Consider the following 14,557-nt stretch of genomic DNA (forward strand, 5'->3'; position numbering starts at 1 on the left):
AGGGTGCGTCGGGCTAGGTGATCGGCTCGAAACGGCCGGTCTGGTGGAATTCCTCCGGGCTCATGTGTTCGGCTTCCCGGCTCCCGAGCCCCACCTCGCGCACCAGCAGCTCCCACTCGTCGATGTACCCGCATCGGTTCCCGGTGCGCGTGTCGACATGGGTCAAAGGGACGCTCTCCAGGTCGACGTGTTCCGCCGCCGGACGTTCGCGGTCGATCAGGCGTTCCGCGTCCACGACCTCCGGCGTTCCCACGGAGGACTCGACGGACGACCACGAGTCGGCTGAGCCGGAAGGGCCGGTGTCGGAGCTGGTGGTGGAGCCGGAATCGGTGCTCATCGGTCCGCCTTTCTCGGGGTGAACAGGTCCAGGGCCAGGGTCATGCCCGAGTCGAGGAATCTGGTCGCCTCCGCCAGACGGGCACGGCGGTCGGGGGCTCGGCTCAGTTGGGCCGCCGCCTCGTGGACCTCGGCGTCGCCGGTCACCGTGGAAGGGCGCCACGAGTCCGGGTGGCTGCGGAGGGCGTCGAGTTGGGCGCCTGTCGTGGCTCCGGGGAGGTGCAGGCCGCGGGCTGCCCACGACTCGGTGGACGGGTGGGGTGGGGCGTCGGACGGCGAGGACTTCAGGGCCGCCAGCACGTCCACCCAGCGGTAGCGGCCGGCTTGCCACGGTGGCTCGGCGGGGCATCCCGGGCCACCGTCGACCACGGTCAGGGCGGCGGTGGTCAGGTGTGCGGCCAGGGCTTCCGGTTGGTAGTGCTGGGCCAGCGAGCGGTAGCGGCGGTCTACGGCCGCGTCCACCCGATGGGAGACGGCGCATTCCAGGGTTCGTCGGTCTGAGGGCAAACCCTTCACCCACTCGGCGCCCGGAACGGGGGCGGGGCGGCCCACCACGTGTGCTGCCGTCAGGAGTTCGATCCACAGGACGAACCTGGGCTCGGCAGCCAAGTGGGCCGCCCGGTTGACCTCGCGCAGCACGCACGGCGCTGCCGCGCACAGCGGTCCGCAGGCGGCGCTGCGCGGGCGCAGGACCGACGCGGGCGGACCGGGTAGCAACGCCTCCCGGTCCTGACCCAGAGGCACGGCCACCCGCACCGGACGGTCCATGCCGTCGGCGAACGCGACCGCACGGCCCGGCGGCAGGGACACCACGTGCCGCGACTGCGCCTCGTCCAGGTTCACCGTCGCCCCGAGCAGCTCACGGTCGTCCGCCGCCGGCAGCCGGTGGATGATCTTCAGCGCGGTGTTCTTCACGACATCGGGCACGATCTTCGAAGGGATCTGCTCCGCGATCACGATCCCCTCGCCGTACGCCCGGATCTCCGCCAGCAGCGCCGTGAACAGCTCCACCGCGTGCGCCGCCGGACTGCCGGGCAGCACGTTCTTCAGCAGCCGGTGCGCCTCCTCGATCACGGTCACGTGCCGCAGCCCGACCACGGGCGTGGACCGGTGCCGCACCCGCAGGTGCTCGTGCAGCCGGATCAGCACCGCGCCGATGAGGAACGCCTTGTCCTGGTCGTTGCCGACGTCCTCGATCTCCAGCACCACGTTGCGCCGCAACAGTTCCGCCACGTCCAGCGGGTGCCCGCCCGCGAAGAACCGGCCCGGCGTGCCCAGCCTCAGCGAACCCAGTCGCACGTCGATGAACCCGCGCACGTTGTCGGTGATCTCCCGCCCGTACCCGATGCCCGCCACCACCTCCAGCGCCGTCCGCTGGAGGTCCCGCAACCCTGGGAACCTCGGCGTCACGCCGGCCAGGCGCGGCTCGCCGACCACCGGGTCCCAGCCCAGGTCGGTGTAGCAGCGGGTCAGGGCGTGGCTGAGCACCTGCGGGAAGGGCTCCTCCGCCTCGAACGCGGCCAGGAACAGCGCCCGGACCAGGTCGATGTGGGTCTGGATGGGGAAGCCGGGCGCGGGTTCCAGCGGGTTCAGGCCGACCGGGACGGCGTCCGGCGCGCCCGGCCGGATCACGGTCACCGGGCCGACCCGGCCCGCCATCCGCGCGTACTCGGCCTTCGCGGGCTCGATCACCAGCCACGGCACGCCGTCGCGGTGCAGCTGCTCCAGCAGGTGGCGCACGGTCTGCGACTTGCCCGCGCCGGTCGCGCCCGCCACGAACGCGTGCCGGTTGAGGGTGTCGGTGGTGACGGTGAACGTGCCCGCCGGCCGGTCGGCGTCGTCGAGCACCGCGCCCACCTCGATCGGGCCGTCCACCTCCGGTGTCACGTCGAAGTCCGCCCGCTCGACCACGTGCACGCCGGGCAGCTCGCGCTTGGGCGGCCGGGCCAGCGCCGCGAGCAGTTCGCTGGTCGCCGGGAACGGGGCGGCGTGGCCGTCTTCCGTGCTCACGGTCGTGGCGAGCGCCTGGGCGAACGACGTCGGCGCGCCCGCCGGGGCCAGCGCGTACGGCAGGTCGTCCAGGTCCGACGCGCCGCACAGCAGGGCCGCCGCCCGTCGCGCCGCCGCGGGTGTCCCGCTCGCGACCAGGACGCGGACGTGCCACAGCCCGGTCGTGCGGGCGCGGGCCAGGTCCCGGTACCGGCCGGAGGCCCGCTGGAGTGCGATCCGGCTGGCCTCGTCGCGCTCGCGCAGCCGCAGCTCGGGGATGCGCACGGCCAGTTCGACCAGTTCGCGGTCGACGTGGTCGGCGGGCAGCGGCCGGGCGAGGGTGAGCCACACGAACTCGTCGCCGAGGTGGGCCACGTAGTCGTCGAACCCGCCGCGGTTCTGCTGCCGGCGGGCGTCGTCGGGGGTCCACAGCGCGTCGGCCTGCCCGGTGCACACGACCCACGCCGGGTACCGCTCCCACGACGCCAGGACCTCGGCGGTGTCCACCACCTCGGCGTGGCTGCCCGGCGGGTACAGCAGGGGGACGCGGTCGCCGGGCGCGCCGCCGCGCGCGGGCGGGAAGCCGGGACGTCCGCCGAACAGGACGCGCAGCCGCGGGTCACCGGGTTCCCGTTGCCAGGCCGCGACCAGCAGGTCCTCCGGCCCCAGCTCGGCGTACGCCCCGCTGAGCGCCGCGAACAGCTGCGCGGGCACGGGGTCGGGGCGGTCGGGTTCGGTCGGGCGGCGCGGGGTGGTGCGCAGGCGGTGGAACACCGCGCCCGCGAAGTCCTCAGGCATCGCCGGGCCGGGGTTCGAGGGCGACGCGGCGCAGCAGCGTGATCCGGGGGTCGCAGTCGCCGTGGACGACGGTCCGGCCGTTCGGGCCGTTCTCCACCATCACGAACCCGGTCGGCGGCAGGCCTTGGAACACCGTCGGCTCCACCTCGTACTCGTACACCCGGGACCGGGAGGTGGTGGTGCTCTCGGCGTCGGCGATCGACTGGCTGGTGCTCTCTGACCAGGTCTTGGACTCCGACGTGCCGACCCCGCTGGACGTGCCCTTGGTGCCCGCGCGCCAGTCGAACAGGCCCGCGTCCCGGGGTGTGGTCCGCTGCGTGCCTTCGGTCTCGCTGGTGCCGGCCTGCGTGCTGTGCGAGGTGGAGGTGCTCTCTGTGAGCGTGGTGCCGGTCTGAACCGACGTCCCGGTGTCCTCGAAGCGGTGCCGCCGGCCGACGAACCGGGCCGCCGACTCGGCCTCGTCGGCGTTGCCCAGGCGCATGAGGATCGCCGCGCTGCCCGCCGTGCCGAGCAGGTCCACCAGGTCGCCGCGCAGGTGCTCCAGCAGGAGGACCAGCCGCACCTTGGCCAGCCCCGCCTGCTTGGCCAGCGCCTCCAGGTTGTCCAAGCCCATCCGGTCCGCGCCCGCGACGAACAGGACGTCCCGGCCGCTGCCCGGCAGACCCGTGCGCAGCGCGTGCACGACCCGCTGGAACAGCACCCGGTCCAGGAAGTCCTTGCGGTCGGCGTCGGCGCCGCCGCTGGTCAGCACGGTCAGGCCGGGGCCGGACCAGGTGGACGGCGGCGCGGTCTCGGTGTCGACCGCGAGCAGTTCGGTCAGGTGGGCCAGCGCTTGGAGGGCGTCGGCGACGCGGGGTGTGGTGCCGACGAGGTCGATCCGCCCGGTCAGCCGCCCGGCCTCGGCCAGGCTCAACCGCTGCCGGGTGCGCCCGTGGTACCCGTGGCCGCGCACGACCCGCAGCGCCGCGGATAATCGGGCGAACGTGACCGGCTCGTCGAGGCACTCGACGACCGTGGTGAGCACCTCCGCCGCCACCACCCGCAGGTCCGCGGCCTCGGTCGGCGTGCGGTGCGAGGCGACCGCGCCGGCCACCACCCGCACCACCTCGTCCGGGTCGAGCCCCTGCAACAGGCTCTGGTCCTGCATGAGCCGAGCCGTCGACACCGGCAAGCCGGCCGTGCGCGCCAACGCCGCCAAGCCCGCGCCGACGTCCTCTTCGCTGAAGTCCACCACCAGCACGTCGTCGCCGGATCGCAGAACGGTGCTGCCGACCGTGGTGATCAGGTCCTTCCACCCCGCGCCGCCGCCCCCGAACACGTCCACCCGCGCGGTCCCGGCGTCCAGGCGCACGGGGAACCACCGCGAGGCCGCGTCGTGCTGCCGCCTGCGCCGGTCGCGGGCGTCCTCGCGCTTGCGCCACTCGGCGTGCTGCTGCTCGAACACCTGCCGCTCGTGCTGCCGCTGCGCCCGGCTCTCGCGCAGCGCGGACTGCCGCTCCACCAGCGGCAACAACGCCTTGACCGCCACACCGGCCACCACGAAGACCGACAGCACCGCGCCCCCGACCCCCAGCCCGGCGGACGCGGCGGCCACCCCGCCCGCGGACACGATCCCGCCGGCCGCGCCCATCCAGGGCAGCCGCTTGAGCAGCCTGCGGTGCTCCTCCTCGCGCGTGACCAGCTCGGGCGGCTCCTGCCAGCGCGGCTCGACGTCCTCGGGCTCCTCGTCGGGCGGCGCCGGCGGGGCGAACCGCCACCCCCACCGCTCGGCCGGTGTGAACACGACCTCCGCGAGTTCGGCGCCCGCGGCACCGGCCTGCCGTGGGTCGTCGTCCGGGTCTTGCGCCAGCGTCGATGCGGTCATCGCACGCCCTCCCCCACAGCGTGTGCTTCACATCACTTTAGGCGGACCGGCAACCGCCGTGTGCGCACAAAGGCGGAACAAAAAAGATCAGGACCCGCACCCGAGGGGTGCGAGTCCTGGCGCTGCGGTCGGGTACTGTCCGAACCCGATTCCGGTCACCGCACTTGGTTGCGGCTGTGGCGGGCGAGTGCGAACACGCCACCTGCTGTGGCCAGCATGCCGAGCGCGGCGACGGTGAACACGACGATGTCGGCGGTCATACGAATCCCCTTGCGTAGATCTCCCACTCGTCCAGACGTCCGGGTACCCGGTTTCGTGGCCCGACAGTCGTGCAATTCACACGATCGTGGTGGAGGTAGCGTGATCAGGCTGGAAGCGCGCGTGCTCAAGGTCGCGCCGTGGCTGCTGGGGCTGTCCCTGGCCGGCCACCTGGCGATGGTCGCGCTCCAGGCGAAGATGACGATGGTGGACCTGATGGTCTACCGCAACGCCTCGCCCGAGCTGTTCACCGGTGAGCTCTACCAGTGGCGGCTCAAGGAGTTCTCCGATCAGTTCGCGCTGCCGTTCACCTACCCGCCGTTCTCCGCGTTCGTGTTCGTGCCGCTGTCGTGGGTGTCGTGGGGCGTGGCGCGCTGGTTCTGGCAGCTGCTGAGCCTGGCGTGCCTGTACTTCCTGACCCGCAAGTCGCTGAGCCTGATCGGCAGCCACGACCCGCGCCGGGCGATGCTGTGGACGGCGTTGTTCGTGTGGGTGGAACCCGTGCGCACCACCCTGAACTACGGGCAGATCAACCTGGTGCTGGCGGCGTTGCTGATCGGCACGCTGGTCAGCGCGCGGCCGTGGCTCGCGGGGCTGGGCGTGGGCGTGGCGGCGGGCGTGAAGCTGACGCCGGCGATCTCCGGCCTCTACTTCCTGGTCACCCGCAAGTACAAGGCGGCCGTGTGGTCGTTCGTCGCGTTCCTCGGGACGGTCGCGCTGGGCTACGTGATCTCGGCCGGCCAGTCGCACCAGTTCTGGTTCCAGCTGCTCGGTGACGCCTCGCGGGTCGGGCCGGTCGGGTCGGCGATCAACCAGTCGCTGCGCGCGGCGCTGTCCCGGACCGTCGGCTACGACGTGGAGACCGGGCCGGTCTACCTGGTGGGCGTGGCGGTCGCGGTGGCGTTGGCCGGGTGGGCGCTGTGGTGGGCGGTGAAGGCCCGGGACACCCTGGCCATGATCGTCACGGTCCAGTTCCTGGGCCTGCTGGTGTCGCCGATCTCGTGGAGCCACCACTGGGTGTGGGCGGTGCCGGCGCTGATGTGGCTGGTGTACGGCGTGAAGCACCGGCTCGCGGCCGTCACGGCGTGGGCGTGGTTGCTCGCGATCGGCAGCTACCTGATCTCGTTCCTGCTCAACGCGCAGCCGTCGATCTGGATCATCCCGCGCCCCTGGTACCTGTCCCTGCTGGGCTGGGTGTACCCGGCGGTGGGCCTGCTGACGCTGGTCGCGATCGCCGTGGTGCTGCGGGAGAAGTCACGCGAGCGCGTCGAGGATGCCGTCGATCTCCTCCGCCAGTGACACGTCCAGCGCGGTGATCCCGCCGCTGGAGTGGGTGCTGCACCGGAACGTCAGCGTGCGCCAGCGGATGTCGATGTCCGGGTGGTGGTTGTCGTTCTCGGCGATCTCCGCGACCCGGTTCACCACCTGGATCGCCTGCGCGAAGCTGGGCAGCTCCGCTGTGCGGACGAGCGCGCCGTCCACGGCGCTCCAGTCGGGCAGCGTCGACAGCGCGGCGGTCACCTGGTCGTCGGTCAGCAGCTCGGCCATGCCCCGATCGTGCCACCGCGTGGCGTAAACTGCCCGTTCGCCACGGGAGTCCGGTAACGCGCCGGGCTGAGAGGAGGGCTCGCAAGCCCTCGACCGTCCACCTGATCCGGGTCATGCCGGCGTAGGGAGAGAAACGATGCTTCGACGAGTGCTGACCGTCGCCGTCACGGCGGCGTCGCTGGCCGCGTGCTCGGCCACCACGAGCCAGGCGCCGCAGGGCGAGCGGGTGGTCACGCTGGTGACCCACGACTCGTTCGCCGTCACGCCCGAGGTGCTCGACGCCTTCAAGGCCGAGACCGGGATCACCGTCAAGACGCTGGCCAGCGGTGACGCGGGCGAGCTGACCAACAAGCTGGTGCTGTCCAAGGGCAACCCGATCGGGGACGTGGCCTTCGGCGTGGACTCCACGTTCGCCTCGCGCGCCCTGAAGGAGGGCGTGTTCGCCGAGCACGCCTCCGACGAGGCGTCCAAGGGCGCGCAGCGCTACCAGCTCGACCCGCCGAACCGGCTGCACGCCGTGGACGTCGGCGACGTGTGCGTGAACATCGACGTGGCGGGCCTGGGCGCGGACGCGCCGAAGTCCTACGCCGACCTCGCGGACCCGAAGTTCAAGGACAAGCTGGTCGTGGAGGACCCGGCCACGTCCTCGCCGGGCCTGGCGTTCCTGCTCGGCACGATCGCCGAGTTCGGCGAGTCCGGCTGGCAGGACTACTGGTCCAAGCTGAAGGCCAACGGCGTGAAGGTCGTCTCCGGCTGGGAGGAGGCCTACACGCAGGACTTCTCCGGCTCCAGCGGCAAGGGGCCGCGCCCGATCGTGGTGTCCTACGCGTCCTCTCCGTCGGCGGAGATCGGCGACGACGGCAACCCGCGCACCAAGGCGCTGCTGGACACCTGCTACCGCCAGGTCGAGTACGCGGGTGTGCTGGCGGGCGCGAAGAACCCCGAGGACGCGCGCAAGGTCGTGGACTTCCTGCTGGGCGCGAAGTTCCAGGCCGACGTGCCGGGCCAGATGTACGTGTACCCGTCCCGCGAGGGCGTGGCGCTGCCCGAGGCGTGGACCAAGGCCGCCCCGCTGCCGGAGAAGGCGCGCACTCTGCCCGCGAGCCAGGTCGACGCCAACCGCGAGCGGTGGGTGCAGCAGTGGCGCGCACTCGTGCAGGGCTGAGCAAGCCCTCTCGGACAGGGCAGAGCAGGCCCTCTCGTGCGGGGCTGATCGGGTCCTCTCGTGCGGGGCTGAGCAGGCCCTTCACCCGGGTGGGGCTGGGCTGGGCGCTCGCCGCGCTGCTGCCCCTCGCCTTCCTGGGCGTGTTCTTCGCGTGGCCGGTGGCGGCGATCGTCGGCCTCGGGCTGGGTGAAGGCGGTGTGCTGCCCGTCCTGGGCTCCGGCGAGACCTGGGAGCTGGTCGGGTTCACGCTCGGCCAGGCCCTCGGCGCCACCGCGTTGGCGCTGGTCACGGGCCTGCCGGTGGCGTTCCTGCTGGCGCGCTGCCGGGTGCGGGGCACCGGGGTGGTGCGGGCGGCGGTGATGGTGCCGTTCGTGCTGCCGACGGTCGTGGTGGGGCTCGCGTTCCGGGCGCTGTGGCCCGATGGCGGGGTGCTGCCGATCGTGCTGGCCAACGCGTTCTTCAACGTGGCCGTGGTGGCGCGGACCGTCGGCGGGGTGTGGGCGTCGCTGGACCGGCGCGCCGAGGACGCGGCGCGGTCGCTGGGCGCTTCGCGGCTGCGGGCGTTCACCTCGGTGGTGCTGCCCGCGCTGGCCCCGGCCCTGGGGTCGGCGGCGTCGGTGGTGTTCTTGTTCTGCGCCACCAGTTTCGGCGTGGTGCTGGTGCTCGGCGGCGCCCGGTACCGCACTGTGGAGACGGAGATCTACCTGCGGACGGTCGAGCTGTTCGACCTGTCCGGCGCGGCTGCGCTGTCGTTGGTGCAGTTCGTCGCGGTGGTGGCGGTGCTGGTGGTCGGCGGGGTGCTGCGCCGGCGTCGGGAGCGGGCGCTGTCGCTGCGGGTCGAGGCGCCGCGGCGGCCGGTCGGCGGCGAGTGGGGTGTGGTCGCCGCCGCGTGGGTGGTGGTCGGGCTGCTGCTGACGCCCGTGGTGGGGCTGGTGCTGCGGTCGCTGTCCACTTCGGACGGCTGGAGCCTGGCCGGGTACCGGGCGCTGGCGGGCACCGGTGAGCGCGGCACGCTGGCCGTGACCGGGCTCGACGCGGCGCTGAACTCGGTGCGGGTGGCGACCGACGCGACCCTGGTGGCGCTGACCGTGGGCGTCGTGTCGGCGGTGGTGCTGGTCGGGTTGCGGCGGCACGGGTCGTGGTTCGCCGAGACCCTGGACACCGCGCTGATGCTGCCGCTGGGGGTGTCGGCGGTGACGGTCGGGTTCGGGTACCTGATCACGATGGACGCGCTGCCCGGCGACTTCCGCACGTCACCGCTGCTGGTGCCGCTGGCGCAGGCGCTGGTGGTGACGCCGCTGGTGGTGCGGATCGTGCTGCCGGTGCTGCGGGCCGTGGACGAGCGGCTGCGGCAGGCGGCGGCGACGCTGGGCGCGTCGCCGTGGCGGGTGTGGCGCGAGGTGGACCTGCCGCTGGCGTCCCGGTCGCTGCTGGCGGCGGCGGGGTTCGGGTTCGTGGTGGCGCTGGGCGAGTTCGGGGCGACGAGCTTCCTGGCCCGGCCGGACGCGCCGACGCTGCCCGTGGTGATCGCCCGGCTGATGGCCCGGCCGGGGCAGCTCAACAGCCAGATGGCGTACGCGGCGTGCGCGCTGCTGATGGTGGTGACCGCGGCGGCCGTGCTGCTGATCGAGCGGCTGCGGGTGCCGGCCGGCGGGGAGTTCTGATGTCTTTGCGGCTGAACGGGATCACCGTGCGGTACGGGTCGTTGGTCGCGGTGTCCGATGTGGACCTCGCGGTCGGTGACGGCGAGGTCGTGGCGCTGCTCGGGCCGTCCGGCTGCGGGAAGTCGACGCTGCTGCGGACCGTGGCGGGGCTGGAGTCGCCCGCCGCGGGGCGGGTGACCTGGGACGGCGCGGACCTGGCGGGCGTGCCCGTGCACCGGCGCGGGTTCGGGTTGGTGTTCCAGGACGGGCAGCTGTTCCCGCACCGGGACGTGGCCGGGAACGTGGCGTTCGGGCTGCGCATGCACCGGGTGGACCGGGAGGCGCGGCGCAAGCGCGTGGACGAGCTGCTGGAACTGGTCGGCCTGGCCGGCTACCAGCGGCGGCGGGTGACCGAGCTGTCCGGCGGCGAGCAGCAGCGGGTGGCCCTGGCCCGCGCCCTGGCGCCTCGACCGCGGTTGGTGCTGCTGGACGAGCCCCTGTCCGCCTTGGACCGCGCGCTGCGCGAGCAGTTGGCGGTGGACCTGGCGCGGTTGTTGCGGGAGGCGGGTGCGACCGCGCTGGTCGTCACGCACGACCACGACGAGGCGTTCACGCTGGCCGACCGGGTGGCGGTCATGCGGGCGGGCCGGGTCGTGCAGGTGGGGGAGCCGTCGTCGGTGTGGCGGTCGCCGGCGGACGTCGAGACGGCCCGGTTCCTCGGGTGCGGCAAGGTCCTGGCGGCGGACCGGGCCTCCGAGCTGTTCGGCGTGGCGTCGAGGGTGGGTCTGCGCGCCTCCGCGCTGCGCGTCGACCCTGCGGGACTGGTCGAGGCGACGGTCCTGGAACGCGTCCATCGCCGCGACCACGTGCGCCTGCTGGTGTTGCTCGACGGTGACGAGTTCGAGGCGGTGGCCCCGGTCGCCGCGCCCCCCGAGCCGGGCCACGTCGTGCGGTTGGCCACCGACCTCGACGGCGTGGCGGTCATCGGCTAGCGGCGGCCCAGTCCTCGCGGGTCAGGACGTACTCGACCTCGCCCTGGTCGGAGCCGGGGATCGGGTCGGGCCAGTCCTGGAAGAACGTGCGGTGGAAGCGGAGCCCGACTCGTTCCATGACCCGCCGGGAGCCGGTGTTGACGAACATGGTCGTGGCGAAGATCCGGTGCACGCCCAGCTCCCGGAACCCCTTGTCGATCAGGGCCGAGGACACCTCGGTCGCGTACCCCTTGCCCCAGGCCGAGGGGTGCAGCCGGTAGCCCAGCTCACGCACACCCGGCTCGGTCTCGCGGAACTCGAACAAGCCCAAGAGCCGCCCGCTGCCCTTCTCCTCGCCCGCCCACCAGCCGGGCGCGGCGCTGAGCCGGGGGAAGAGGTCGGTGACCACGGCGGTGCGGTCGAGCGGCTTCCCGCCGTTCAGGAAGCGCATGACGGCGGGCTCGGCGTGCAGGTCCGCGAGCGCGTCCACATCGGACTCGCGGAACCCGCGCAACCGAACCCGTTCGGTCTCCAGGAACATGGGCGCGACGATGCCCGACCAGCGGCTCGCCGCTCAACCGGATTGCCGCGCCCACCGCCGTCGGGTCAGTTGTCCCTGGTCGCCAGGCGCATCGCCGCCAGCGAGAGGCCGATCAGGACGTAGCAGCCGGCCAGGGCCGTGCTCCGCCACAGGGCCTCGGTGGGCAGCGGGTCGCGCACCACGTCGATGAGGCTGTTCCAGTACGTGGTGATCAGGTACGGGTGCAGCCAGTCCAGCGCCTCGAACAGGCCCAGCACGGCGAACACGATCACACCGGCCATCGTCGCGGCCATCACGACCAGCGGGTGCTCGGTGCAGGCCGAGATCGCCATCGCGATCGCCGCCACGCCCCACACCTGGACGGTCACCAGCACGATCGTCAGCGCGATGCGGCCCATCGCCGGGCCGAACGACAGGGTGTTGCCCGACAGCGTCAGCATCCCGCCGCCGCCGAACAGGACCGCCCCGGTGATCACGGCCACGAACGCCATCAGGGTGACCGCGAACAGCGTCATGGTGGCCACGCCGAAGGACTTCACCGCGAGCAGGCGCATCCGGCCGACCGGTGCGATCAGCAACCCGCGCAGGGTGCCGTGCTGCGACTCGCCCGCCAGGCCGTCGGCCGCCCAGATCGCGCCCACCAGCGGCAGGAGCAGGGGCAGCGCCAGGAACAGCGTGAAGATCGGCAGGACCAGGCCGTTGCCGCCGATGATCGCGGCCAGACCGGGACCGCCGGAGGCGTCGCCCTCGTCCACCGCGAACCACAGGCCGATGCCGGCCAGGATCGGCACCAGGCACAGGCCGAACAGGCCGATCACCGTGCGCGGCCGGCGGATGATCCAGCGCAGCTCCGACCGCAGCTGCCGGGCCAGCGGGGCCCGGGTCGCGACCGGTGCGCTCACGGCCGGTGACACGCTCATCGGACGCCCTCCTCGATGGTGTCGACCGCGGACAGGCCCTCGTCGGCCTCCTGGGCCTCGGTGAGCCGGGCGAACAGCTCCTCCAGGCCGGTGCGTTGCAGGCGGGCCTCGTAGACCGGGATGCCGGCCGTGACCAGCGCCGCGATCACCTCGGGCGGCGTGGTGCCGATCAGCTCGACCCGGACGCCCTCCATCGTGGGCCGCGCCGAGATGCGGGCGTCCCGCAGCACGTTGAGCGCCTGGTTGAACTCCGGTGTGACGATCACCAGCGCGCTGTTCTCCGCCTGCAACAGCTCGCCGAGCTCGCCCTGGGCCACGGCCGTGCCGCGGTGCAGGACGGCGACGTGCGTGCAGGTGGCCTCGATCTCGCTGAGCAGGTGGGACGACACCACGACCGTGGTGCCGGCGTGGTGCAGGTCGGCGATCACGTTGCGCACCTCGCGCGTGCCCGCCGGGTCCAGGCCGTTGGTCGGCTCGTCGAGCACGATCATCCGGCGCTCCACCAGCAGCGCCGCCGCCAGCCCGAGCCGCTGCTTCATGCCCAGCGAGTACCCCCGGTACCGGCGGTGCGCGGCGGCGGACAGCCCGACCCGTTCCAGCGCGTCCTCCACCGCCTGCTTGATGGAGCCGGTGGCGAGCAGCGGCTCGAAAGCCGCCACCCGCCGGAGGTTCTCCCGCCCCGACAGGAACGGGTGGAACCCGGGACCCTCGACCAGCGCACCCACGTGCGGCAGCGCCGCCGCCGCGCCGTCGGGCAACGCCTTCCCCAGCAGCTCGACCTCCCCCTCGGTCGGCCGCACGAGCCCGAGCAGCATGCGGATCGTGGTGGTCTTGCCCGACCCGTTCGGGCCGAGCATGCCCAGCACCGCCCCCTCCGGCACGTCGAGATCCACCCGGTCCACCGCGACGGTCTGCCCGTACACCTTGCGCAGTCCCCGCGTCCGGGCGGCGAGGACCCGGGTGGAGCCGGCCGGGGCCGACTCCACCCGTGCGCTGGTCGAGGTGCTCACTTCACCTGGCCGATCGCCTCGACCAGCACCTGCTCCGGCACGGCGCCCACGGCCACGCGGCCGTCGTCGGCGATCAACACGGCGCCGACTCGGGTGGTGATCAACGTGCCCGACCCCCACGGACCGCTGATCTGCTTGCCGACCTGCTTGAGCAGACCCTGGACGTCCACGTCCTGCCCGGCCCGACCCTCACGGTCCCACTCGCGGTCGCCGCCCTGCTCCTGCGCCAGGTTCTTCAGCGACTCGGCCGGGACGCGCGCGGTGAGCACCTGGTCCCACCCCTCGCCGACGACCTGCGGGGCCGCCTCGGCGAACGCACCCTCGGCCCGCGCCTTCTCCTCGGCGGTGGGCTCACGCAGCTCCGGCTCCTCCACCTTCGCACCCGGCGGCGGCGTGAAGCTGAACAGCGAGGCGTCCTGCGGACCCACGTTGAGCTCGGAGAACCCGATCTGCACGGCCGGCGCGGCGGTGCCGTTGGTCAACACCTCGAACCGCAACGGGATCCGCAACTCGGAGTCGACGGCCACCCGCACCTCACGCAACACGGTCCGCTCGGTGGGCTTGGGTGTCAGCACCAACTCGTAGGCGGGCCGGTCGGCGACACGCGCCGTGCCGTCCACGCTCACGTCGCTGAACTCCTTGATCTTCGCCACCGCTTCACGCGCCACCGCCACGGGGTCGGCGGGCACCTGCGGGGCGTCGGGGTCGAGCTGGAGCTTGGGCTCTTCGAGCCGCCCGTGCGCCAACTTGGTCACCTTCTGGTCCGCGGAGTCCCACACCCACCCGGTCTGCCCGTCGTCGACGAACGTGCGCTCGGCGCTCCGAGCCGGCAACTGCACCCGAACCCGTCCCTCACCGTCGGTCCAGACCCGCAGCTTGGAGTCCCCGTCGGACAACTGGGGCAGCCCGGTGATCCCCGGGATCCCGAGGTCGTTGCTGACGTCGACAGCCCCACCGAACGCAGCGGGCTTGGCGGTCAGGACGGACTCCACCAACGCCTCGGCCCCAACCTCGGGCAACACCGGCGCCGGCCCGGCCCCGGCCGGCATCGCAAGCACCCCCAACCCCGCGACCCCGGCGACCACGCCGACCGCCGCGGCGACCACGGTCACCCTTCTCCGGTTCATGATCCCCTCCTCCAGGGCGTCAACCGACCTTGCGCCGGCTGACACCACAGACCTTCCTCGGGTCGGGCTGAGATGGCGCTGAGAGCCGGTGCGGGCCTGAGAACGGACTCAGGATCGCCCCTGCCCCGGATTGTCCTCCTCCCCACGCCACCTGGCGATGCACACCGGCCACGCGACGGCAGGAGGTAGACAGCAAGACAAGGGCAAGGACAAGGACAAGGACAAGGACATGGGCAGGACAAGGGGAAGGGGAAGAAAAGGCGCACGGGCAGCGGCAACCCTCTCCAGCGCATACGGCCTGCGGTTTTTCGGCGCGCGCAGCGCGGTCTTCGCGCGCGGAGCGCGCGGTAGGTGTTACCTACAAGTGGAGGGCCTCGGTTCCCCCAC

12 protein-coding genes are annotated in these 14,557 nt (G+C 72.9%); 4 read left to right on the top strand and 8 right to left on the bottom strand.

Annotated elements, in window-relative coordinates:
- Window positions 1-13 precede the first annotated feature (13 nt).
- Genes WBN91_RS28505 through WBN91_RS28515 form a run of 3 tightly spaced genes read right to left on the bottom strand, consistent with a single transcriptional unit; the run spans window position 14 to window position 4,987 of the window.
- The gene (locus WBN91_RS28505) at window positions 14-337 is read right to left on the bottom strand and encodes a hypothetical protein (protein WP_337725377.1); all 324 of its coding nucleotides are present in this window, start codon (window positions 335-337) and stop codon (window positions 14-16) included.
- A complete protein-coding gene (locus WBN91_RS28510; RefSeq protein ID WP_337725378.1) occupies window positions 334-3,123 on the bottom strand; it encodes an ATP-binding protein in 2,790 nt (929 codons plus the stop codon). Before WBN91_RS28510 ends, WBN91_RS28505 begins: the two co-directional genes overlap by 4 nt.
- Window positions 3,116-4,987, bottom strand: coding sequence for a hypothetical protein (locus WBN91_RS28515; protein ID WP_337725379.1), 1,872 nt, complete (start codon window positions 4,985-4,987; stop codon window positions 3,116-3,118). The genes WBN91_RS28510 and WBN91_RS28515 overlap by 8 nt, the downstream gene beginning before the upstream one ends.
- 360 nt (window positions 4,988-5,347) lie before the next feature.
- Between WBN91_RS28515 and WBN91_RS28520 the strand changes: the two genes are divergently transcribed.
- Window positions 5,348-6,544, top strand: coding sequence for a mannosyltransferase (locus WBN91_RS28520; RefSeq protein WP_337725380.1), 1,197 nt, complete (start codon window positions 5,348-5,350; stop codon window positions 6,542-6,544).
- On the opposite strand, the gene WBN91_RS28525 is transcribed toward WBN91_RS28520, so the two are convergent.
- Window positions 6,500-6,793 carry a 4a-hydroxytetrahydrobiopterin dehydratase gene (locus WBN91_RS28525; RefSeq protein WP_337725381.1) on the bottom strand — a complete coding sequence of 98 codons (294 nt, stop codon included), beginning with the start codon at window positions 6,791-6,793 and terminating at the stop codon, window positions 6,500-6,502. The two genes, WBN91_RS28520 and WBN91_RS28525, sit on opposite strands and share 45 nt — an antisense overlap.
- 136 nt (window positions 6,794-6,929) lie before the next feature.
- Between WBN91_RS28525 and WBN91_RS28530 the strand changes: the two genes are divergently transcribed.
- From WBN91_RS28530 to WBN91_RS28540, 3 genes are all read left to right on the top strand, one after another.
- The gene (locus tag WBN91_RS28530) at window positions 6,930-7,958 is read left to right on the top strand and encodes a thiamine ABC transporter substrate-binding protein (protein ID WP_337725382.1); all 1,029 of its coding nucleotides are present in this window, start codon (window positions 6,930-6,932) and stop codon (window positions 7,956-7,958) included.
- 89 nt (window positions 7,959-8,047) lie between these two features.
- On the top strand, window positions 8,048-9,622 hold the full coding sequence (locus tag WBN91_RS28535) for an ABC transporter permease (protein ID WP_443217818.1): 1,575 nt from the start codon (window positions 8,048-8,050) through the stop codon (window positions 9,620-9,622).
- Window positions 9,622-10,593 (top strand): ABC transporter ATP-binding protein, encoded by a 972-nt coding sequence (locus tag WBN91_RS28540; RefSeq protein WP_337725383.1) that lies wholly within the window; start codon window positions 9,622-9,624, stop codon window positions 10,591-10,593. The genes WBN91_RS28535 and WBN91_RS28540 overlap by 1 nt, the downstream gene beginning before the upstream one ends.
- Here the strand turns inward: WBN91_RS28540 and WBN91_RS28545 are convergent.
- The 4 genes from WBN91_RS28545 to WBN91_RS28560 form a co-directional block, all read right to left on the bottom strand.
- The gene (locus WBN91_RS28545) at window positions 10,583-11,113 is read right to left on the bottom strand and encodes a GNAT family N-acetyltransferase (RefSeq protein WP_337725384.1); all 531 of its coding nucleotides are present in this window, start codon (window positions 11,111-11,113) and stop codon (window positions 10,583-10,585) included. The two genes, WBN91_RS28540 and WBN91_RS28545, sit on opposite strands and share 11 nt — an antisense overlap.
- A 65-nt stretch (window positions 11,114-11,178) precedes the next feature.
- Window positions 11,179-12,033 carry an ABC transporter permease gene (locus WBN91_RS28550; RefSeq protein WP_337725385.1) on the bottom strand — a complete coding sequence of 285 codons (855 nt, stop codon included), beginning with the start codon at window positions 12,031-12,033 and terminating at the stop codon, window positions 11,179-11,181.
- A complete protein-coding gene (locus tag WBN91_RS28555; RefSeq protein ID WP_337725386.1) occupies window positions 12,030-13,043 on the bottom strand; it encodes an ABC transporter ATP-binding protein in 1,014 nt (337 codons plus the stop codon). Before WBN91_RS28555 ends, WBN91_RS28550 begins: the two co-directional genes overlap by 4 nt.
- Window positions 13,040-14,170 (bottom strand): LolA family protein, encoded by a 1,131-nt coding sequence (locus WBN91_RS28560; RefSeq protein ID WP_337725387.1) that lies wholly within the window; start codon window positions 14,168-14,170, stop codon window positions 13,040-13,042. Before WBN91_RS28560 ends, WBN91_RS28555 begins: the two co-directional genes overlap by 4 nt.
- Window positions 14,171-14,557: the final 387 nt, after the last annotated feature.

Source organism: Saccharothrix sp. CCNWYY140, from assembly GCF_037401995.1.
Lineage (GTDB): Bacteria > Actinomycetota > Actinomycetes > Mycobacteriales > Pseudonocardiaceae > Actinosynnema.